The 23,649-nt window shown below is 42.1% G+C and carries 14 protein-coding genes; 10 read left to right on the top strand and 4 right to left on the bottom strand.

Going from position 1 to position 23,649, the window contains the following annotated elements:
• The first annotated feature begins 240 nt into the window (after positions 1 to 240).
• Together NOS7107_RS00575 and NOS7107_RS00570 are read left to right on the top strand one after the other, a co-directional pair.
• On the top strand, positions 241 to 3,480 hold the full coding sequence (locus NOS7107_RS00575; protein WP_015111045.1) for a lamin tail domain-containing protein: 3,240 nt from the start codon (positions 241 to 243) through the stop codon (positions 3,478 to 3,480).
• Between the two features lie 82 nt (positions 3,481 to 3,562).
• Positions 3,563 to 4,453, top strand: a complete 891-nt coding sequence (locus NOS7107_RS00570) for a hypothetical protein (protein WP_015111044.1) — start codon at positions 3,563 to 3,565, stop codon at positions 4,451 to 4,453.
• 64 nt (positions 4,454 to 4,517) lie between these two features.
• Here NOS7107_RS00570 and pgk read toward each other — a convergent pair whose 3' ends face one another.
• Entirely contained in the window at positions 4,518 to 5,720 is a 1,203-nt protein-coding gene (pgk, locus tag NOS7107_RS00565) for a phosphoglycerate kinase (RefSeq protein ID WP_015111043.1), read from the bottom strand.
• Positions 5,721 to 5,808: 88 nt separating this feature from the next.
• Here pgk and NOS7107_RS00560 point away from each other — a divergent pair, with 88 nt between their 5' ends.
• The gene (locus NOS7107_RS00560; protein WP_015111042.1) at positions 5,809 to 6,216 is read left to right on the top strand and encodes a universal stress protein; all 408 of its coding nucleotides are present in this window, start codon (positions 5,809 to 5,811) and stop codon (positions 6,214 to 6,216) included.
• Between the two features lie 301 nt (positions 6,217 to 6,517).
• Here NOS7107_RS00560 and NOS7107_RS00555 read toward each other — a convergent pair whose 3' ends face one another.
• Positions 6,518 to 7,780, bottom strand: a complete 1,263-nt coding sequence (locus NOS7107_RS00555; protein ID WP_015111041.1) for a hypothetical protein — start codon at positions 7,778 to 7,780, stop codon at positions 6,518 to 6,520.
• A gap of 427 nt (positions 7,781 to 8,207) precedes the next feature.
• On the opposite strand from NOS7107_RS00555, the gene NOS7107_RS00550 reads away from it, so the two are divergent.
• The 3 genes from NOS7107_RS00550 (at position 8,208) to NOS7107_RS00540 (ending at position 10,949) form a co-directional block, all read left to right on the top strand.
• Positions 8,208 to 9,512, top strand: a complete 1,305-nt coding sequence (locus NOS7107_RS00550; RefSeq protein ID WP_015111040.1) for an acetyl ornithine aminotransferase family protein — start codon at positions 8,208 to 8,210, stop codon at positions 9,510 to 9,512.
• Positions 9,513 to 9,573: 61 nt separating this feature from the next.
• Positions 9,574 to 10,485 carry a DUF1338 domain-containing protein gene (locus NOS7107_RS00545; protein WP_015111039.1) on the top strand — a complete coding sequence of 304 codons (912 nt, stop codon included), beginning with the start codon at positions 9,574 to 9,576 and terminating at the stop codon, positions 10,483 to 10,485.
• 110 nt (positions 10,486 to 10,595) lie between these two features.
• The gene (locus tag NOS7107_RS00540; protein ID WP_015111038.1) at positions 10,596 to 10,949 is read left to right on the top strand and encodes a hypothetical protein; all 354 of its coding nucleotides are present in this window, start codon (positions 10,596 to 10,598) and stop codon (positions 10,947 to 10,949) included.
• A gap of 166 nt (positions 10,950 to 11,115) precedes the next feature.
• Here NOS7107_RS00540 and NOS7107_RS00535 read toward each other — a convergent pair whose 3' ends face one another.
• The gene (locus tag NOS7107_RS00535) at positions 11,116 to 11,688 is read right to left on the bottom strand and encodes a pentapeptide repeat-containing protein (RefSeq protein WP_015111037.1); all 573 of its coding nucleotides are present in this window, start codon (positions 11,686 to 11,688) and stop codon (positions 11,116 to 11,118) included.
• A gap of 335 nt (positions 11,689 to 12,023) precedes the next feature.
• Positions 12,024 to 12,965, bottom strand: a complete 942-nt coding sequence (locus tag NOS7107_RS00530) for a hypothetical protein (RefSeq protein ID WP_015111036.1) — start codon at positions 12,963 to 12,965, stop codon at positions 12,024 to 12,026.
• 1,133 nt (positions 12,966 to 14,098) lie between these two features.
• Here NOS7107_RS00530 and NOS7107_RS00525 point away from each other — a divergent pair.
• From NOS7107_RS00525 to NOS7107_RS00510, 4 genes are all read left to right on the top strand, one after another.
• Positions 14,099 to 15,019: a DUF11 domain-containing protein gene (locus tag NOS7107_RS00525; protein WP_015111035.1), complete on the top strand. Its 921-nt coding sequence runs from the start codon at positions 14,099 to 14,101 to the stop codon at positions 15,017 to 15,019.
• A 1-nt stretch (position 15,020) separates the two neighbouring features.
• Positions 15,021 to 18,662, top strand: a complete 3,642-nt coding sequence (locus tag NOS7107_RS00520; protein ID WP_015111034.1) for a hypothetical protein — start codon at positions 15,021 to 15,023, stop codon at positions 18,660 to 18,662.
• 98 nt (positions 18,663 to 18,760) lie between these two features.
• Positions 18,761 to 20,857, top strand: a complete 2,097-nt coding sequence (locus tag NOS7107_RS00515) for an OmpA family protein (protein ID WP_157374170.1) — start codon at positions 18,761 to 18,763, stop codon at positions 20,855 to 20,857.
• Positions 20,858 to 21,013: 156 nt separating this feature from the next.
• Positions 21,014 to 23,647 carry a DUF11 domain-containing protein gene (locus NOS7107_RS00510; protein ID WP_015111032.1) on the top strand — a complete coding sequence of 878 codons (2,634 nt, stop codon included), beginning with the start codon at positions 21,014 to 21,016 and terminating at the stop codon, positions 23,645 to 23,647.
• The last annotated feature ends 2 nt before the right edge of the window (positions 23,648 to 23,649 follow it).

The following is a 23,649-nucleotide window of genomic DNA, read 5'->3' as shown; positions in this document are numbered from 1 at the left end:
CCTGGGAAATTTTAATTTTGGTATCTATGTTAAAACTGATACCAATCCTAATCCAAAATTCAAAATCTAAAATCCAAAATTGTATGAGGTGGTAGATTTAGCGACACTTTGGGAAATCTAAAAGCTAAAGACTTGGTAAATGAGTTAGTCATTTTTCGCCAATAGTATTTCTGAGTATATCGGGAATTTAGTAGTGCGATCGCTATCATTCAATTGACATCAGGAGCTAATAACACAGCAATGTATCTACTGTACAAACATCTTTTAGCAGCCAAAAAAACACCTCGGAAATGCTATCAGAGATTATTCAACAGTTTAGGATTATCACTATTAGCCCTGAGTGTTTGCTCTCAAACTGTTCGAGCCGAAGGAAGCCGCACACTGTATCCTAGTGGAGCTACGGGTAATCGCGCTAACATCGAATGGCGTAATAGTACTTATGGTAATTTAGTACAGCGTCGTACCTTACTCAGAGTCTACGCCCAAGCTGGTGAGTATATTCTCATGGGGTCTTCGGCAGTCAAAGTTAATAGTGGTGATATTCGGGTGTTTAGCCCAGGTGCTGTTACAGGTTCAGTTGGTAACGAAATAATTCCTGCTTTGGGTTCCGAGGCTTTTCGCTGTGCCACCCAAACAGGAGCAAATACAGGTAGAATTACCAGTCGGACTCTAGAATTAGCCGGGCCACGTTCTGCTGATGGTATGAATAACACCAGTGGTTATATACCTTGTGTTTATCAAGCGCCAACAACCGGCGTTTATACTATCGTCTTTTCTGGCCCACAAGGAGAGAACTCTAACAACGAAACAGTAATCACAGGGGACATTGAGTTAACTAGTGCCAACAATTTTAATAATCAGCAATTTACCAGTGTTGCAGCTTGGGATGTCACAGTCCGCAGCAGTGCAAGCTCAACAACAGATATCAACGGTAGGTTATTCAGTTACTATTTTGCCTTGTTTACTGGCGATAACGGCCGATATCTCAATTTTCCCGTTTATCCAGTTACTACAGATGGCTACCGATACAAAATAGAGCTAAGAGGCACAGATCCGAATGGATTCATTCTTTACGGCAACCAAGTAGGATTTTATGATAGCGATGGTAAGACACCTCTTTATCATGATGTCCTGGCAAAAGATAATACCCTGACTCCCTTAGAAGCGGGTACTAGCTTATCTCGGCCACAATATGCCACATTTTTGAATCCTTTAGATACTCAAGCACTGTCATCAATTGATCGCTACCGACCTGATGGCACCTTGGATGGTACTGGTATTCCTTTCGACCCTACTGTACCCACTGTAGATAGTTTGAATTTTATAGGTACAGCTAGTGGAAATACAAGTTCTTTAGGTACAGGCGGTACTTTTAGTTTCAACACCAACATAACAGGCAACTACGAAATCGTTATTAGTAGAGATGGCTCAAATTTTGACCCTACTAACAGCCAAAACCGTGTGCTAAGAGGTGTGATGAATTCGTCAGGTCTACAGTCTGTTAGTTGGAATGGTAAAGATAATAGCAGTGATAATTTCCCAGTAGGGACTAACTATCCAGTCCGCGTCAAGGTTCATGCAGGAGAATATCACTTTCCTTTATTGGATGCAGAGAATAATTTTTCTGGTGGGCCGACCATTACAATGCTGAACAGCAGTAATCCCTTGGGAAATACCACTGTATTTTATGATGACCGAGGATATACGACCATTGGTGGTACAAATGTTGGTGTTCCAGGTAGTGTACTTTGTGGTGTTGGTCAAACAAGTCCAGCTTTTAGCAACCCAATTTCTGGGTTTAATAGCAGTAACAACGACCGGAAATTTGGTCAGTTTGGTAATAATGGTAACACCAATGCAAAATGTACTGGTTCTTTTGGAGACAGTAAAGGACTAGATTTATGGACGTTTTATCCCAGTAATACGGAAACAACACAATTAAACATTATTAACTTTGGTGTAACTATCTCTGGCACTTTATATCAAGATAGCGATCGCGGAGATGATTTTGATACTGGTGAACCAACTTTACCTGCTGGGATTAATGTCAAACTACTCAACGCTAGTGATAACTCTGTTGTCACTGTGACTAGTACAGACGCATCTGGTAATTACACCTTTACTGGTGTGGTAAATGGTAGTTATAAGATTCAAGTTGATACCACCAATAGCAACATTCCCACAGGATTTTCTTTGGGTACACCTAATGACCTGACTGTGACTGTTTCTGGAAGTGCAGTAAATAATCAAAACTTCGGCTTTGATGTTTATCAAATCTCGCCTCAAGCCGGCAAAATCATTATTAATGAAGTGCTATATAACGAAACAGGCACAGGGAATATGGCTAGTAATAACGATGAGTTTATCGAACTTTATAATGCTTCTTCCTCAGCTGTTGACTTGAGTGGTGTAAAATTAGCCGACGGCAATCTGATTGCTAATAATGTTGAGACTACAGCAAATAGCTTTAATTACACGTTTCCCAATGGGACAACTTTACAACCAGGACAATACGCTGTTATTTGGATAGGTTCTAATCAACCCAACAATCAAGCTCCAGACGCAGCGTTTCAAGCTTGGTTAGGGTTTTCAACTCGACTGACTAACGGTGGTGATGATGTCTGGTTATACGATAGCCAGAATCAGATTATTGATTACGTTGCTTATGGTTCTGGTGGTGCCATTAACACACCTCCGCCTAGTTCTCTGAATCTTTGGGACAGCACTTATCAGTCTTCTTTGACGACGGGAGTTAACGATGGTGTTTCTCTTAGCTTAACTCGAAATGGTAATGATACTAACACTAGTGCTTGTTGGGAAAGAACGACTAGCACCAACGCCAGCAGTAGGTGTTCTAGCTATTTACCAACTAGAGATACGGATAATGTAGGTACTAGAGTCACCAGCGTAGGTGTTAATAATAATGGTAGTCCCAAGGTAGTGTTAGTGAAACGCATTACCCGCATTAATAGTGACGATTTAAACGATAGTGTAGATGGTGCTGGTACTGATGATAATGATTCTAAATGGCCGAGTGGTTACTTGCGAGGCAAAATAAGTGCTACAGGTGTCAAGCCAGGAGATGAGGTGGAATACACTATTTATTTCCTCTCTAACGGTGGCAGTAGTGCTACTAATGTGAAATTATGTGATTTAGTTCCAGGAAATACTACTTTTATTCCTACAGCATTTAACGGTCAAACTCCTAATGATGGTGGTTCAGGGGGAAATCAAGGTATTACAATGGCTGTTGGTTCTACTACACCAACTGTTTATTTTAGTAATGCAGCAGATTCTGATCGCGGAGTTTTTTACCCAGCGAATGATTCATCTACACCTGCAAGTTGTGGTAGTAATACAAATGGGGCTGTAGCAGTCAATGTGACAAATTCTAGTCTAACTACCTTACCTGCGGCGACTGGACAAGGTACGCCAACTAATTCTTATGGTTTTATTCGGTTCCGTGTCAAAATAAACTGAGCAAGTTTTGTGCGATCGCCATACTTCGCTACACCTCTATACTTTATTTTGGTGTTAGTTAAAGTATTTAATTGCACAGGGTATGGCAGAACCAATCAAAATTCTTTTACAAACAACGATTCCCACCACTGAAGACGACTGGAGCATTTTTCGGTTCTCAATGCTACAGGAGTATTTAACATCTATTCAAGATGAAGCGGGAAATTCTCTATTTGAAGTTGTAGCACGCGATCGCTCTGCCGACGCAGAAGGCAATGATCCCATTTTAGGAAGCCTTGACCAATCTGATTTTGATGAACTTTGGCTATTTGCTTTAGATATTGGTGACGGTTTAACAGCCAAAGATATTGCCGGAATTAACGCTTTTCGCCGACGTGGTGGCGGTATTTTAACCACACGCGACCATCAAGATATGGGCTGTTCTATGTGCGATTTAATTGATATTGGTGATATCCATTATTTCAACAGCAAAAATCCCGATCCTGATCAATCTCGCTGGTGTCGAGATGACCCTTACACCACTTATATTTCTTGGCCTAACTATCATTCTGGTGCCAATGGTGACTATCAGAAAATCACCGTTGTTGAACCTGTTCACGCACTATTAAAAAACCCTAATTCACCTTCAGGCGTGATTGAATTTTTCCCCGCCCATCCCCACGAAGGTGGTATTGGTATACCTCCCAGCAATACCAAAGCGCAGGTAATTGCTTTAGGAAATAGCTTAGTTACAGGGCGTAATTTTAATTTAATTGTGGCAATTGACCATTACCAGGATGCCCACGGTAATAACTTAGGACGTACTGTAGCTACTTCCAGTTTTCATCATTTTGTGGATTACAACTGGGATATTACTAAGGGTTGTCCCACTTTTGTTGATGAACCACCTGGATATGGCATGAAAAACGAACCCCGCGCTTTGGAAGATATTAAAACATATCTTCGCAACTTAGCTTTGTGGTTGGCAAATTAAATTGCCAAGATGAAGTGTGAAGTATGAAATTTCACACTTCATACTTCACACTTCATACTTCTAATTACGCTTCATCTAAAGCCGCAATACCGGGCAGAACTTTGCCTTCGAGTAATTCTAAGCTGGCACCGCCACCTGTGGAAATATGGCTCATTTGGTCAGCCAAACCCACTTTTTCTACAGCCGCTACAGAGTCACCACCACCGATAATGGTGGTTGTACCTGTTTTGCTAATTTCTGCGAGAGTGTGTGCGATCGCTTCTGTACCGACAGCAAATTTATCAAACTCAAACACGCCCATAGGCCCGTTCCAAATTACGGTCTTGCAATCAGCCAACGCTTCTTGAAAGACTTTTACAGAGTCAGGGCCAATATCTAAGCCCATACCATCAGCAGGGATATTCTCAATGCTGACAGTGGTTGCATTGGCATCGGGGGCAAATTTATCAGCCGATACAATATCTGTAGGTAGCAAGAAGGTAACACCTTTTTCTTTTGCTTTTGCTTCTAAAGATTTTGCTAGTTCTAGCTTGTCTTCTTCCACCAAAGACTTACCAACATTCAAACCACGGGCTTTGTAGAAGGTGAAAATCATCCCACCACCAATGATTAGCTTGTCGCACTTCTCTAGAAGAGTTTCGATAACGCCGATTTTGCTAGATACTTTAGAACCACCAACAATTGCAGCTAAAGGACGTTGGGGATTTTCAATTGCATTTTGGAGGTATTGCAATTCTTTCTCCACCAAATATCCTGCCACAGAAGGACTCAAGAATTGAGTTACCCCTTCTGTCGAAGCATGGGCGCGGTGTGCAGTACCGAAAGCATCATTGACATAAAAGTCAGCATTCGCGGCTAGTTTTTTCGCAAATTCTGGATCGTTTTTCTCTTCTTCTTTGTAAAAGCGGACATTTTCTAGTAAAAGCACTTGCCCATTTTGCAAAGCGTCAACTGCTTTAGCGACCTCATCGCCGATAGAGTCATCAGTCTTGACAACTTCTTTACCCAACAACTCAGACAAACGCTTGGCCACTGGTGTTAAACGCAGTTTCTCGTCTACGCCTTTAGGACGACCAAAATGGCTTACCAGAATTACCTTAGCACCCTTGTTTGTTAAATCTTGGATGGTTGGCAGCGCAGCGCGGATACGAGTATCATCGGTAATGTTACCTTGCTCATCAACAGGCACATTAAAGTCAACTCGCACTAAGGCACGTTTACCAGAAATATCAGCCGCCGATAAACTTGCTAAACTTTTTTTGGACACAGCCAAACCCTCCTGATTGCCTTTTTGTTATCGTTTTGAAAGTATAACCATCAAGATTTTACCGGAGTCTGGGGTGCGGAGGAGAGATATGTTTAAGACAGTGTTATTTCCAATCGATCAAAGTCGGGAAGCACGGGAAGCTGCTGATGTAGTTGCCAATGTCGTGCAGAAGTATGGTAGCCGCTTGGTATTGCTATCTGTGGTTGAGGAAACCTCGGCAGAAGCACCAAGTCCTGATCCGATGGTTTCACCAGAGGTAGTTGCTAAACTACTAGAAAATGCTCAAGCCTTATTCTTACAGGAGGGTATTCAGTCTGAAGTTTTAGAACGGCAAGGTAAACCAGCATTTACCATTTGTGATGTTGCTGATGAAATCGGCGCAAATCTAATTATTATGGGTTGTCGAGGTCTGGGTTTAACAGATGAGGGTGCAACTGAAAGCGTTACCACACGGGTGATTAATCTTTCTCCTTGCCCAGTTTTGATAGTGCCTTAATTATTTTTCTGGGTGCATACTGGTTTAAATCAATACCGTCGTCAAAAAAAGCATAGATGATAAAGGGCTGATGTAGTGAAGTTATGTTCTGACACAATAACTTAAAAGCTAGTTTCAGCCCATTTTTGTCTGCAATTTATTGCAGGTGACGGGTTACAGGTTACAGGTTACAGGGTTGAACGTTTTTGAGTAATACCTGATTTTTACGTTGTTGGTATTGCCCAATCTTAGGTTATTGAGAATGGTGCAAGGTATCAAGCAAGCAGCAAGAAACTATCAGCCTATATTTAGAAGCTAGGATTTATTTCTTTACTAAAAAATATGCTGTAGCGTATTCAGGTAATTGCCTAATATGTTGGTTGAATTCTTGCCGATTTTGAAAAATTCCGGCCAAAAAATCGAGTTGATACAGATTCGGTAAAAATGCTCCACCTGTATCTGCAATTACTCCCATTCTGAGATTTTTGCGTCCGCCTTGGTTATTTTCTATTACTACTATTTTACCTACCCCAATATTCAAAACATCTCCCGCAAAGGTCACTCCTGGTTTAATCGAAATTTTGGCATCTATTTTGTGACCATAACCTTTAATGGCATCTACCTTTTTAAAATACCAATAACGTTTTTGGGCGGTGCCTTTTACCCCCCGGATATAAGACATCCCATTATTTCTATCTACATTGAAAAATGCTTGAGAGCCATCAGTGAAGTTAATCAAAATAGTACCCTGTAAAAGTGCTTCTTCTAAACCGTCACGGGTCAAATAAGCTAAGGGTTGAACCTTGCCAAATTCTTTACCTCCAGGTTCATAAATCCCCGATAAAACATCTTGCTTAGTATATCTAGTATAGAATTTATCTGTGGCTGCATTATCTTTTAAACTATAAATTGGTGTATTAAATTTAGCTGTTTTCTTGCGAGAACCTGGGTGGATAAAAACTGCGTACTTGGTGATGCGTAACTGTTTTTGACGCGTGTTTTGCTTGTTATAAGCATTCCATTTAATCACTCGAAAATTCTTATTAATAAAGTTTGGATCTTGCAGACGGGTTGGACGATTATTCGCCATGTCTTCTTTTAAGACAACAATCATAAAGTCTAAAGTTTTGATAACATCTTCTACACTGACTCCTTGAGTTCCTAATAAACCTTTTCGTTGGATATCTGGATCATCAGAATTGTGGTCTTGGAAATATTGGCGGGTATTAACCAGGGTACTTAATAAATCTGGCTGATTGAAATTCACTTTACTCGCTGGCAATTTAGTTGAAGATAAAATCTGATTACCATTAATACTAAATTTATAATTCTTCCACTCATCAATAACTGGATAACCCACAGATACTGATGCTGCATATTTATCAGGCGGATTTATGCTGAAAGTTTGCATTGCTGCTAAGGAAACTTGCGGTTGAGATAAAGCAAAATTATCCTGAATATTCTCCGCTTGAGCTAGTTCTGTGTTTTTTGCCAGAGAGGAGAAATAGCTATGGACGAGGGTATTAGTTAATAAGGCGGCGATACCCAAAGAGAGGCTGAGTTTTTGACGGAAGAAGTTACTCATAGGTGGTAAAAATTTCTATTAATCAATAATAATTACACTTGCTTAATACCTGGGTGATATTAATTTGACAATCCAGAAACCGTGATTACAATAGTGGCATTATAACTGGTGCAAATTTCATCCATACCTGATCAAGCAGCATAACTCTGTTAGCTTTAGCAAGTTCATCTTGGTGTAATTAGCGTAGCAAAAATCAGTACTTCCCATATTTGGCAAATTATAGATACTCAGTAAGAGCATAGCCATGAAACTCTTGTGCTAAATCGTTCGGAGAATTCATGAAGAATTTTCGAGATTTATGCAGAAGAAAATAGCCCATATTATCGGTTTTCTGTCAATACGTAACATTTATGCAAATGGCAGCAAATGATACTGTCAAAAATCTTACATGACTGTTTAATCATCAATAATCTAAAAAATCTAAAAAATGTTAAGCATATCCATTAATCAACCTTTACCTAGTGTGCCGCGTTTGGTGACGACTTTACCTGGAACTCGCGCTAAAGCAATTGTAGAACGCGATCGCGCTGTAACTTCCCCATCTTATACCCGTGACTATCCTTTAGTTGTAGCTCGCGGTCAAGGCTGTATGGTGGAAGATGTGGACGGCAACGTATTTTTAGATATGACTGCTGGTATCGCCGTCACTGCGACTGGACACGCCCACCCGGAAGTTGTCAAAGCCATTCAAGAACAGTCAGCTTGTTTGCTGCACATGTCAGGGACGGATTTTTATTATGAACCAATGGTGGAACTGGCAGAGAAGTTAGCCTTCCGCGCCCCGTTCCCTGAAGGTGCAAAAATATTTTTTACCAACTCTGGGGCCGAGTCTAACGAAGGAGCAATTAAACTAGCTCGATATTACACCAAGCGATCGCTTATTGTCGCTTTTTTGGGTGCATTCCACGGACGCACCTACGGCGCAATGTCGCTGACAGGTTCCAAAACAGTGCAGCGGGCTAACTTTGGGGCGTTAGTCCCTGGTGTAACGCACATTCCTTACGGTACTCACGCGAGTTTAGATTATTTAGAAACACAATTATTTCATACTATACTACCGCCCCAGGAAGTCGCAGCGATTTTTGTCGAGCCAATTCAAGGGGAAGGCGGTTATATTGTCCCCGAAGATGGATTTTTACAAAGAATTCGAGATATCTGCGATCGCTACGGCATATTAATGGTAGTGGATGAAGTGCAATCAGGGATGGGGCGTACAGGTCGCTTGTTTGCTACTGAACATTGGGGTGTTATGCCTGATATTATTACCACAGCTAAAGGTATCGCCAGTGGTTTACCTCTCGGTGCAATTCTCGCCCGCCCAGAATTAATGACTTGGCCGCCTGGTTCCCACGCCACCACCTTTGGCGGAAATCCTGTGGCTTGTGCGGCAGGTTTGGCAACTTTGCGACTTTTAGAAAGCGGCTTGATGACCAATGCTACCCAAATGGGTGAACTATTACAAGCTGGCTTAACCCAGTTACATCAAAGATTTCCCAGAATGTCTTTACCCAGAGGTAAAGGATTGATGGTAGCGGTAGATTTAGTTGATGCAGCCGGTAATTATGATATTAAACTACGCGATCGCATCATCCAAGAAGCCTTTTTACGTGGTCTGCTATTACTCGGTTGCGGTAAAACCGCCATTCGTTTTTGTCCACCCCTAATTATTGACAGCAACCAAATCCAAACCGCCCTCGAAATTCTCTCCGATATTCTGCTAATTTCTGAGTAAAAAATTTTACTTTCTAGCCTCTAGTCTCTTTGAATCCTCTTTGCGCCTCTGCGTGAGATATATGAAACCCGAACTCGCATCTGATCTCTGGGAAGCACTTTGGCAAGAATATCAAGCCAGAGTCAATTACGCCCAAATCTACCAAAACATGATTATAAACGCGGGGGGAACCCTCACCAACGACCACATCGCCTTTCGGTCTTTGCGATTAGTAGTCGATACTCCCCAAGGTGAAATTAACTTAGGTATCAACCACCTAGCACAAATAGCCTTAGCCTTGGGTTACGAACCTGCGGGAGAGTATAAATTTGCTGCAACTCATCTTTATGCACGTCATTATCGCCATCCCCAACAAGCAGAATTCGATTTACCCAAACTGTTTATTAGTGAATTAATTGTTGATGAATTACCAGAAAATATTGTCCGATTGATTTATCAAACAGTATCTGCAATTCCCGAAAAAAGTATCTCTTATTTGACACCTGTTGTATCAAATGAAAATAATCTTGCCAGCATTATCCAACAATTAAAGCAAACTTTCACTCGACCTTGGCAAATTCCACGACGTTCCGTCGTGGAGGAAGTGAATAAAATAACCCAATATGGCGCTTGGGTGTTACTCCACGGTTACGCCGTCAACCACTTCACAGCCTACATTAACCGCCAAAATACTCCTGCATATCCAGATATAGAAACTACTGCTAGTGCTTTGGCTAACTTGGGTGTACCAATGAAAGCCGAAATTGAAGGAAATGTTACTTGTGGTTTACGCCAAACAGCAACTCAAGCGGTGACGGAAATGGTGAATGTGCTGGATGACAGCAGTCATACAGAAATCCAGATTCCTTGGACTTACGCTTATTATGAACTTGCCCAGCGTTACCTCATAGAAACTCAACCAGGAAAGCCAGAACTGTTTGAGGCTTTTTTAAGTAAAAATGCTCAACAATTGTTTGAAATGACCAGGCGTTAATCATTATTTAGATCTCATCTCTGGGAAACATAAGCTCCTGATGGACATTCATGGTAAACGTAAGATTTAATCGAAGTATTTTGAGTAGTTAGGAATTCTTTAGGAAGCCAATGAATAAAATTATACTGAGTTTACTTTCTACCCCTGTGCTGATTAGTTCTATTTTGTCTATGACAGCGATGTTGAATCAAGCACAAGCAGCCGAACCAGTAGTCAAAAATATAGAAGACCGTTTATCTTGCATCCGCAACAAGCATAAAGTTGGCTTAGTATGTGCTAGAGCGTCTGTGTTAGCGCAGATACCCACAGATCAGGCTGAGGTAGAGTTTTCACAAGAAGATGTGCCAATGCTAGAATTCAGTGACCAAGAAAGCGAAATGGCAGTTACTTTGTTTGGTTGCGACTGTCCCGCCTGTATCAATTCGTTGCGTCAGATGAGTGGTGCTAGACCTTTAGTTTATTAGAATTGTACAGGCGATCGCTTTAATTTTAGCTGTTGGCAGATAAAAATTGTTAGGGACACGATCGCGGTTGTGTCCCTATTACATTCTGTAATGATTAGTACAGCCGTAGTCACCTAGCTTAAGACAGTGTTGATTGCTCAAAGCCTTAACTTTACTAGATTTATACTCAGCACTCAGCACTCAGCACCGTGCTATCACAGCCAGCCCAAGTTACCCATTTATGAGATAAACCTAGGTGCATTACTTTGCCAGTCATCTCATATTCTGTAACAATTGCTTTGGTAAAATCAGCACGGCTAATTTCTGCTTCATTAATATTACTAGCAATCAAATTTGCTTTCTTGAGATTAGCACCTGTCAAATCTGCACCACTCAATTCTGCTTCGCTGAGGTTTGCACTTAGCAGGTTTGCCAGTGACAAATTAGCACCCCGCAAATCTGCACGACTGAGATTTGTTTTTTCGAGGTTAGCCTTAATCAAGTCTGCGCCTATTAAGTTTACTTCACTCAAATTTGCACCACTCAGATTGCTACCACTGATATCTGCATCAGTCAGATTCGCCCGACTGAAGTTACATCCAATCAAGTTAGTCTGGCTTAAATCTGCTCCACTTAAGTCAGCTTCAACAAAGTTTGCGCCCCTCAAATCAGCACCACAAAGATTGATCTGATGCAGATTTGCACCTACGAAGTCCCTTTCTCCTGCTGCATATAAATTCAAGAGTTTGTTAGCATCCATATTTTTACCTCAACTTGTCTATAGGTACGCAAGTCTGTGCATTAACACTACCCAAACCACACTAAAGACTATTTTTTGAGTTGCTATAGCAATTGGGAATTATGAGAAAAACTCGTTCTTTTATTCTCCTATACCTTACTTGATTTGTAACTATGGCTTAATGGAAATATACTTATAGGATTGTTCTGGGTTCATCTTTAGGTAAAAAGACCCATATTGCTCATCCTGACGGACTTCTATCACTTTTACTAAAAACTGGGATACTGCCAACTGTTGTCAACGCTCAACATTAGTAATGTTTTCATTCTCATACACTGAGAAACATAGACTTAAGTTTAGATATAAGGAAACAACTGTCGGCGAATAGCGAAATTTGCTAACCTAGCAGGTACATGAGAACGTTTCAGAACTGGCAATCGGAGAAATTTACCTATTAGCAACCGAACTATGCCTTTGATCCGTGCTTGAAGTCTCACAGAGAAGAATTTAAAATAATTTACACCTCCTTTTGAGGCATACATAGGCATAAAAGCCAAATTATCATAGAGAACATCCGCCCTATGAGTTTTACTTAATCCATAACGAGAATGTTCTAGATTTGGTAAACCACCATGCTCTCCATAATTGCGGAAAGGGATGTAGTTTTTCAAGTTATGATGGCGCAGAAAATTATCAAGATAAGTATCCCAAGTAGAATAAGCATTAGGTTCTAATTTTTGTAGGAGTTCTTCTGCAAATCTAATTAATTTTTCAGCACCTTGAGGAGTAACAATATAAGCAACGGTTGATACAGAAAAACCTTCTGCATAGCCATCTGCTGAAATACTATATATTTGAGATGCACAAGTGTATAGCCAACACATACCAACATTTGTTTGATAGGGATTAAAAGGTAAAGGCAGTTTGCCCAATCCTACAACTGGAACAAAATCTGCCTCAACAATTAAAGTGGGTTGAGTTTCTTTTGCAGCTATTTGCCAAGCACTTAAATGATTGAGTAGACAAAGATAACTTGGAGAAAAGTTTTTATATTGTGGTTGGTGCTTTTGTCTGAGAACTCCACACAGTAATCCTTCTTTAATCAAAATTGATTCAAGTAAATCAGTTTGTTCCTTATAAGCAATAATAAAAGCTCTGCCAATAATATCAGCAATTTGTAAAGAAGGAAAAGTCTTGTTTTGTGATCTTCTTGGGGAATATTCAGAATCTTGGAGCATTTTCTCAAGTGTCGCTTGAGAATTCAAAGCTTTTGTATTTTCAAGGGTTAACTCTAACATGGCAGTGTCTCCTGATTACTGGGAATAATATTTCACCACTGAGGAAATAATATGGATTAGCAAAATAATAATAAATACAAGTTGGATGATTAGTTTTTTACTTGTTAATACTTAGTTTCGCTGTTTATTCACAAAATAACTAGGGCGATTTTACTTAGATATATTTAAGAATCAGTAAAGTATATTTGATGTTGAAATATGATTAGATAGCAATAAATTCACTTTTACTTGTTTATATTTTCTCAAATCTTTAAATTAAAAGTTGACGATAAATAGTTTTGTCGCGAATTAAAAATTTCTTGGTTGTCGTCTGTCGCGAAATATTTATCGATTATCCACATTTTTGTAAATAGTGAATTTCCCTATAAACTTTTATCTTTCCATACTCGTATAATTACTATTTTAGAAATAAAAGTATTTTTTGGTTATTGATTAAGACAGTAAATACTAGGAGGAATATCGAAATTTATCATAATTTAGTGGATAAATATCGCAATCTCCACGTTGACAGTGACAAAATTTGTTATGTTGATCAGCCAAGAATGATTTTCCTGTAAATTAATTGCCATTTAATATAATCATAGTTATATTTGTCTTAATTAATCCGCTGCATCTACCTGGATTTTGAGAGCATTTACCTAAAAATAGATAACAGTCTCAATCATCATAGCTTGCCTAAAAAGAAGCATAAACATAACCAAATATTTTCTGAGAGTGATTGTAATGGTTAGATTTACTCTCATTTATAAATACATCAACTTTTGTAATGAATGCTGGATGATTGAAATCGTTACTAGACAGACTACACTCATCTGCATAAGCAGACTTTGTTTGCCTAGCATGAGACTTTCAGTCGAACGGAATATTTGGAATTAAATATCTACGTCAACAGAAATTTTAAAACATATATTGAATACCAAAGAATGTGAATTTTGTGTATTGCTTGGTAAAAACATCTGGATGTAAAAAATATTGTGGTGAAGAGCATAATATTCAATTTGCATATTTAGTTTTAGTTATAACAAGGGTGTTTTAAATAATCATAATTAGTTATTTTCAATCATAAATTTTCCTAATTCTAATTACTGATATTCGATTCTTTATTACAGGCAAATACATTTTTGAATTTAGCTATGAATTTCATTAAAGACTGGAAGCAGAATCATTTTCTTCTGCTGGTGTTGCTTCCTGGAATTTTTTCTGTTGGCATTTCAGCGGTAATTGCTGATGAAACTACTAATACAGCCGTGTTGGGAGGCGACAATATTCAGCCTGTTACTTCTAATACTGTGTTCTTTACTAGAGGTGCAACTGCTTTAGAGATTGTCAAAACTGCCGATCGCATCGCCGTAGAACCAGGTGATACCGTGGTTTATCGGCTGGTTATTCGCAACACTGGTAACTCTCCCGCCAGCAATATCACGCTTACCGATACTCTACCTCTCGGCTTGAATTTCGAGACGCGATCGCTGCAAGTATCTTTAACCAGCAATAACACTACCACACCCGTAACTGTATCGAGTAGCCGAGATAACCGCACAGTAACTATCAACTACGCTGGTACTATCCCTGCACAGGGAACGATGAATGTCGTCTATGCAGTCACAGTCACACCCGATGCTGTTCGCGGAACAGGGAAAAATTTAGCCGTCGCCGCCGCAGGTAATATCCGCAGCAACACAGCCAGCCATTTACTCAAGATTCGTCCCGGTATTATCTCCGATTGTGCAACTTTGATTGGACGAGTCTTTGTTGATAAAAACTTTGATGGCGAACAACAACCAGGGGAACCGGGGATACCCAACGCCGTAATTTATATGGATGACGGAAACCGCATCCTTACCGATGCCAATGGGATGTTTTCTCTAGCTAACGTAATTGCTGGTAATCGGACTGGAACTTTAGATTTAACCAGCCTACCCGGATATAGCCTTGCACCCAACCTCTACAACATCGAGAAAAATAGCCAATCACGCCTCGTCCGACTCGCACCCAGAAGTATGGGACGGATGAATTTTGCAGTTACACCAGCATCAGGGGAAGGACGTAAGTAAGATGACGCAGATTAGTGCTAGAAAGCGTGACTTAACATTATTAAGCATTTGTAGTGCCTTTCCTATCCTCCCAGTTGCGGCTGCGACTGCACAAACACCACCACAAACACAACAAAAAGTTGAATCTCCTAATGTTCCAGAGTTAATTGCACCTGTAGAAGATGATATAGAAGCTGTTTTTTCGCCACCAAGACCAAGCCAACCTGATAAATTGATAGTTGCGAATGACAAAGAGATAGATGCTGCATCATCTTCGATGTCGTCAGATCATATAGATGGGTTTACTGCTGGAGAGAAAGCAGTAAACAAGCAGACACCAGAAACAGCCGTAACCCCTATTAACTCAGAAATACGCATTATCACACCAGTTGCAGGTGTAACAACTGCCAAAACTACTAACTTGGGAGTGCAATATCACCCTAATAACCAAGTAACGGTGACATTGAATGGAAAACCCATAGATGCGGCTATATCCCAATACTTGCATAAAGATGAAGCACAACAGTTAAACACCTTGATTTGGTATAACGTACCGTTAAATAAAGGTGAAAATACCATAATTGCTCAAGGTGCTGATGGTAAATCAACCAGTGTGAAAGTCACGGTTGAGGAGGTGCAGAAAAAAATTGCGATCGCACCCACCCAAGAACCCAGAATCCCCGCCGATGGACGTTCCACTATCACCTTAGAAGGTAAAATTACTGACGAAAAAGGCGAAATCATCACTGAAGATATCCCTGTCACCTTAACCGCTAGTGCAGGTCAATTTGTGGGTGCAGACCAAGATAAAGACGTACCAGGGTTTCAGGTACTCGCTCGTAAAGGTGAGTTTACAGCCACACTCCAAGCAGGTTTAGTTGCCCAAAACGTGAAAATCCGGGCGGCTATTAATCAAGATGCGGAGATTGAAGCTTATACGAATGTAGAATTTATTACCAACTTGCGTCCTTCCTTAGCCACAGGTAGCATTAACGTTAGAATTGGTGCAGGCGGTACGGATTACCGAGGTAGTTTCCGTGACTATCTCAACCCTGATAAAATCGGTCGTACAAGTGTAGATGTAGATGCGGCTGTATTCGCCACTGGCAAAGTTGGAGATTGGTTATTTACAGGCGCATTCAATAGCAAACGTCCTTTGAATCAAGACTGTAACGGAGATAATCGCCTGTTTGGTGGTATCCAATCTTGTGAAAAAGACTATCCAGTTTATGGTGATAGTTCTAGCTTTACTAACACTGCACCTTCTACAGATAGTGTGTATGCTCGCATTGAACGCACACCAGACATCCCCGGTGCAGAATTAGACTATTTTATGTGGGGTGACTACAACACCGAAGAATTTGCCAGATCATCCCAGTTATATACAGCTACCACCAGACAACTCCACGGCTTCAAAGGTAATTACAACTTTGGCAACCTGCAACTAACAGCCTTATACGCCAACAATATTCAAGGTTTCCAACGCGATGCAATTACCCCCAACGGAACCAGTGGTTACTATTTCCTTTCCCGTCGCTTAGTTATTCCCGGTAGTGAAAACGTCTTTATCGAAGCTGAAGAAATCAATCGTCCCGGTACAGTCTTGGAACGTAAAGCTTTATCCCGTGGTTCCGACTATGAAATAGATTACGATCGCGGTACATTATTATTCCGTCGTCCCATTGTCGCCACAGAATTAAACCCCTTTGGTAAAACTTTAGTACGCCGCATCGTCGTTACCTATCAAAACGACGCTGGAGAAGACAGCAAGCTTTACGCTGGACGACTGCAATATAACCTGAGAACTTCCGACACCCTCAATACAAAAAACGGTAGTCCATTTGTCGGTGCAAGTTACCTCAGAGAAGACCAAGGACAGCAAGATTTTGAACTATACGGATTTGATTTATTTGCACCTTTGGGAAATTCTGGGCAAATTATCGGAGAATATGCACACTCTCGCCATAATACCCTCGCCTTTGGTAACGTCAGTGGTTCCGCGTACCGTTTAGAAGCCAGTGCAAATCTTGGTAAAAACTTCCAAGGACAAGCTTACTATCGTTCCGTCACCGAAAACTTTGCCAATAACGCCACTTGGAGTTTTACACCCGGACAAACTCGCTACGGTGCGTCCTTAACTGGGAAACTGGGACAAACCACCAGCTTTAATCTAGGGTACGATCGCGAAGATAATTTTGGTATCGCCCCAGCCGAACGCACCCAGTTAGTTGACTTATTCAACCCCCAACCCCAAGCCGCACCAGGAAGCAAAATTAATAATTCCCTCACCACCATCCGCGCAGGTATTCAACAAAAAATCGGTCAATCAGATTTAAGTCTGGAATACGTCAACCGTTCCCGAAAAGACCGCATTACTAACAAATTCAACGGAAACGCCAGCCAGTTAGTCTCTCGTCTTGACGTTCCCTTATCCGAATCACTTACATTTCACACGCAAAACGAACTCAACCTAGGCAAAAGTGACCCACTCTATCCCAACCGCACAACATTCGGCTTAGATTGGGCATTGTATCCTGGCGTAAGTATGCGACTAGCACACCAATTTTATGAAGGTGGCTTATTACAAGGCAATAGCATCACCAGTCTAGATACAATGGTCGAACATAAATTTTCCCCAGATACCACCGTCAGAGGTCGTTACTCAATTTTAGGCGGCGCTGATGGGATGACTGACCAAGGTTCTGTATCCCTTAATCATGGTATCCGCCTCGCACCAGGATTAAAATTAAGCCTCGGTTACGAACATATCTTTAAAGATATTTTTGGAGATTCCGCCACAGGTATCAGATTTGCTCAACCTTACGCAGTTGGACAAACTGCTTCCTCATTGGGTTTGTTTGCGGGTGATGTTTACAGCATCGGCCTAGATTACACCGATAACCCCAACTTCCAAGCCAACGCCAGATTAGAACATCGTAGTGGCAGTGAAGGCAATCATACGGTAATTTCCGCCGCCGCATCTGGTAAACTTTCCCCAGCTTTAACTGCGGCGGTACGCTATCAACAAGCAGGCGGCGCAAATCAACTCTTGCAAGGACTAGGAAACACAGCAAATCTGCGCGTCGGGTTAGCTTACCGTGACCCCAACGATGATAAATTCAACGCTTTATTAGGGTATGAATATCGCCAAAACCCTGCCACCACACCAGATACCTTATTAGCCGGTAGCGGTAACGGTTCCATAGACCATATTTTCTCAGCTGAAGCGATTTATGCACCCAACTGGCAATGGGAACTTTATGGTAAATACGCCTTCCGCAGCAGTTCTACTTCCCTATCCGAAGATTTTACCAATCACAGCAGCATTCACTTAGCACAGTTACGCACAACTTACCAACTAGGCTACCGCACAGACTTAGCCTTAGAAGGACGTTGGCTAGGTCAACCAGAACAAGGCTTCAACGAATTTGGTTTAGCTGTAGAAGGTGGGTATCATTTAACACCAGATTTAAGAATTGGTGTCGGTTACGCCTTCGGAAGCGCAGATGACCGAGATTTTAGCGGTTATCGCTCCGCCGGCGGCCCCTATTTAAACATCAGCTTTAAACTCAACGAGCTTTTCGGTGGTTTCGGTAGGCAAAAAGTAGTACCACCACAACAGCAAGAGTCAGTAGTTCAACCAGTAGCCTTAGAGTCGAAGTGAGGAGAGTAATGATATCAAAAAACCACCCTTATTCCCTAAAACCCTCTCAAACTCCTCTTCCTTTGTGTCCTACCCTGCGGGAAGCCGCTATCGCGTCTATGCGCCCTTTGCGGTTCGTTTCTATCTTACTTGTTTACCTAACAACCCTACACCAAATTGCGATCGCTCAACCATCTCCCACATCCCTACAAGTAACAGTCAACAGTAACCAAGACGGACAAATACAACCAGACGACAAACTCACTTTACGCGAAGCCATTGACCTAGTAAACGGTAATCTCTCCGTAGAAAAACTGAGTAACCAAGAAAAAGCGCAAGTAAAACCCAGCAATGACAACGCGCGAATTGAATTTAACTTACCGCCAAATCAAACCACTATCCAACTACAACAAGAATTACCAGCCTTAGCCACACCAAAATTAATCATAGACGGTACTAGCCAACCAAGTTACGATGCTTCCCGTTCCGCAACAGCGGAAATTGCCATTCCTCAACCAATAGTTGCTATCACACCCGCCGCAAACCAAGAGATATTACGTGGTTTTACGGTAGTCGCCGATAATGTGCAGATTCGCGGTTTAAGTATCTACGGTTTTCGTTCCCTGAATCAAGGTGCAACATTAACCACACCGCCAGCCGATATTTTCATTTCTCATCGCTTACCACCTCCCAATACCAAACAGCAACAACCACCCAACAGTAACTTTCCCTTTGGAGACAAAGACATTCCCCCCAAAGGTGTGGTGATTGAAAACAACTGGTTAGGCATTACCCCAGATGAGAAAATGCCAGAGAAAACCTCAGCTTTTGGTGTCTACGTTTTCAACAGCACTGGGACAAAAATCAGACGTAACCGTATTTCTTACCATGAAGGCAGTGCAATTATTACCTCTGTACGTGCCGAAAATACCTTCATGGCAGAAAACATCATTGTTGGTAACGGTATAGCCGGAATGCCTGATGCTGTGAGATTAGAAGGCGTAATTACTAATTCCCAACTGCAAGGAAATTTGATTTGCGGTAACGATGGGGCTGGTATTTATTTATTCAAACCCACAGGTAACGTCAAAATTCACGATAACCGCATCACCTTTAACGGTAGACGTTTGCGCCGAGCCGCAGTTTACTTAATGGGGAACGAAAATCAAGTTACTGATAACGAAATTCGCAACCAAACTGGGCCAGGAGTAGCAGTGACAGCATTTGGTACTCATGGTACTTTTGGTAGTGCGATCGCAAACATCATTCAAAATAATCAATTTAGCGATTTAGAAGGTTTAAGTATTGACCTTAACACCCAACAACAACTAAACATCAGCGACTTTCAACGAGGAGACGGCCCCAACCCCAAACGTAACAGTCCCAACCGCAGACTTGAAACAGCCAATGGCGCGATGAATGCACCAGAATTTGCCAGTTCTCAGTTATTACTAGTTAACGGTCAAGCCTTAATTAGCGGTCAAGCCGACCCTGGTACTCAAGTGCAGATATATCGCGTCCAGGGAAATGATAACTACGGCCCCTTGAGTGAACCACTCACAACGTTAACTGCCGATGAAAAAGGTAACTTTAGCGGTAGTTTAGCAGGTTTGCGAACTGGGGAGAGAATAAGTGCGATCGCTACCCATCCAAAATACGGTACTTCTGAACCAGCTTACAATGCAATCATCATAGACCCCTCAGCAAAAAATCCCTCTACCTCTCCCCAACCAACTTCCTCACCGCCCAAATGTGTCAGCGCACCCCAACCAGCCCCACAACCTGAACCAAAACCAGAACCCCTCCGGCTCAACGTTCCCCGCATCATTCACTTTGCCTTAGATAAAGACTTCATCAGCCAAGAAAGCAGCACAGTTCTCAACCAAATTGCCCAAGTCTTACAACAATATCCCTTCATTGTGATTGAAATTGAAGGCCACACTGATATTCGTGCCAGTGATGCCTATAACTTAGACTTAGGCAAACGCCGCGCCATGTCTGCGAGAAATTACCTACTAAAACAAGGCATTGCTGCCGAAAGAATGACCATTCGCACCTTTGGCGAAAAACAACGACGAACCTCCGGTAACACCGTCATTGATACAGCCAGAGATAGACGAGTAGAAATAATTTTCCAAGATACCAGAGGGCTAGAAATCATCCTTGAAGAACAAGAGAAAGACTTGCAAATAGAAGCAATAGGAGGTGACAGGTAACAGAGTTAAAAATTAGGACTTACACAAAAAATCTCTCAAACTCTCATTCCTCTGTGAACTCTGCGCTACGCCAGTTCGCTCAAGTCAGGAAACCCGCCCACGCGACTGGCTCCTCTGTGGTTCGTATTTCTTTGTGTCCTTTGCGGTTTATTCAAAATGCTAAAATCCCAAACATCTCACAATCTCCTAAAACGTATCCGTAGCGTCACCCTCATCCTCACTACCCTCAGCTATCAAAGCCTAATATTACTCACCCAAACACCAGCCACAGCCCAAGTCACACCCCAATTATGTGCCACCCCTGGTAAAGATGGCCCCAGCAGTTTAGGCGGCATCATCAACACCTACTACCCTGGTGCGACAAATACAACCGTTGCCGCAGGTTCAACCTCCATTCCTGTTGGTGCAATTAACCCCAACGGTTCTACGACTCCCATTACGGCGGGTGACTTGTTACTCATCATCCAAATGCAAGGCGCAGATATCGATTCCAGCAACACAGATAGTTACGGTAATGGAGTTTCTGGGGGTGGCAATAATAGCAATGTTTCCCTGACTCCAGCAACCACAGGCGCTAGTGGCAACCTCAACAATACCAACTTCACAGCAGGTAATTATGAATATGTTGTTGCTACCGGCCCAGTATCAGGTGGTTCAATCCCAATTCAGGGAAAAAATGCGGGAGGATTAATTAATTCCTATAATAATACCCCTTTTGGTTCCCAAGGACAAAGAACCTATCAAGTCATCCGCGTACCGCAATATTCCAGTGCCACTATGAGTTCTAGCCTCACTGCGGCACCTTGGAATGGTTCTTCAGGCGGAATTTTAATTTATGATGTTGCAGGCAACTTGAATTTAGCCAGCGCCACTGTAGATGTGAGTGGTATTGGTTTCCGTGGCGGTGCAGGTCGTCAGTTAACTGGCACTACTGGCCTCCTCCGTACAGATTATGTAACTTCATCCACTAGTGATGCCAATGGTTCCAAAGGAGAAGGTACTGCTGGTACACCTCGCTATATACTGAACTCAGCCACTATCTCAGCCATTGACAATGGTGTTGAAGGCTACCCTGGCGGGAGTTACGGCCGTGGCGCACCCGGCAACGCTGGCGGTGGCAGCACTGATGGTCAACCAATCAACAACAGACACAATTCCGGTGGTGGTGGTGGTAGCAACGGCGGCACTGGTGGACTGGGGGGTCGTTCTTGGACATCTGGTGTCTATGTTGGTGGCTTTGGCGGTGCTAGTTTTCCTGCTAACATTAATCGGGTTGTTTTAGGTGGCGGTGGTGGTGCTGGCACCACAAATCAGGCCACTAGTGCAACTACTGGTGTTCCGACGAATGGTATTGCTAGTAGTGGCGCTAATGGTGGCGGTATGGTGTTAATTCGCACAGCAAGTGTCAGTGGTAGCGGGACTATCAATGCGAATGGAGCTACTGCTTTTGATGTCCGTCAAGATGGTACTGGTGGAGGTGGTGCGGGTGGTAGCGTAGTAGTAAGATCTGCAAATAATAACCTTGCTGGTTTAACGGTAAGTGCTAGAGGTGGTAATGGTGGTAACGTTAAATACAGTAATGCTGCTGAACCTTTTGATGGCGCTCATGGCCCAGGTGGCGGTGGTGGTGGTGGTGTTGTCTTTACTAGTTCTGGTGCTGGTGTTAACGTTACAGGTGGGCAAAGTGGCACTGCAAAAGACCCCATTGATCCTGTAGACCCTTATTTTGGTGCTACCGCAGGTGTCGGTGGTATCAGCCAATCTGTAGGTACTATCCCTGGGGCAAATTCTGGTGCAGAATGTGTTCCGCAACTTACTATTACTAAAACTACCAGTACACCAGGGCCAATTATTAAGCCAGGTAAGGCAACTTATAGCATTGCTGTAGTTAATGCAGCTGACCGAGCTACCGCTACTAATATTGATATTACCGATCCTTTGCCCAGCGGTTTTAGTTTTGATGGCTCGGTTACTCCTACTGTGACATTGAATGGTGGTGCAACACGTACCAGTATCACTAACCCAACTGCTGGTGCAACGACGCTAAATTTTGGTAGTTTCAATATTCCCGGTGGCGCAAGCGTGCAAATTACTTTTACTACTGATGTGGCTGCAACTGTGCCTGATGGAGTGTATAACAATGGTGCCACTGCAACTTATCTTGATCCTACCCGAACCACGGCAAATGGCACAACCAGCGTGACTTACGACCCAGCAACAGTAGGGGAGGAAGTGGCAGTGGGTTCTGCTATACCCACTCCAATTGTCAGGTTGCGGGGTGTAAAACGAATTACCAATGTTGTCAGAAATGGCTTGCCTTTGAGTGGTGTCAACTTTGGTAGTTTTATTGATGATCCTAATGACCAAAACGATAACGCCGCAGGTTGGTCTCAACTTTCCCCAATAGGCGTTATTAATCTGAGTTCGCAATTCACCTTACAAAGTGGCGATGAAGTTGAATATACTATTTACTTTCTTGCCGATGGCAACCAGCCAATACAAAACGCTAGATTTTGTGACCCTATTCCTACAAGTACAACATTTATTAGTAACAGCTTTGCTTCTGCTAGTGGAATTTTGGTGAATTTAGCTAACACAACCACACCCAGAACTAATACTGCGGATAGCGATAATGGTAGCTTTTTCTCGCCTTTAGCGCCTTTAAGTGCCAATAATGTATGTCCTAATCAAACTAATCCCACAGGTGCAGTAGTGGTGAATTTCGGCACTCTCAACTATACATCAGGTAGTAATTTCGGTTTTGTACGCTTCCGGGTTCGAGTGGATTAATA

Origin of the sequence: Nostoc sp. PCC 7107 (genome assembly GCF_000316625.1) — a bacterium.
Lineage (GTDB): Bacteria > Cyanobacteriota > Cyanobacteriia > Cyanobacteriales > Nostocaceae > Nostoc_B.
This window is presented reverse-complemented; position numbering and strand designations above follow the sequence as displayed.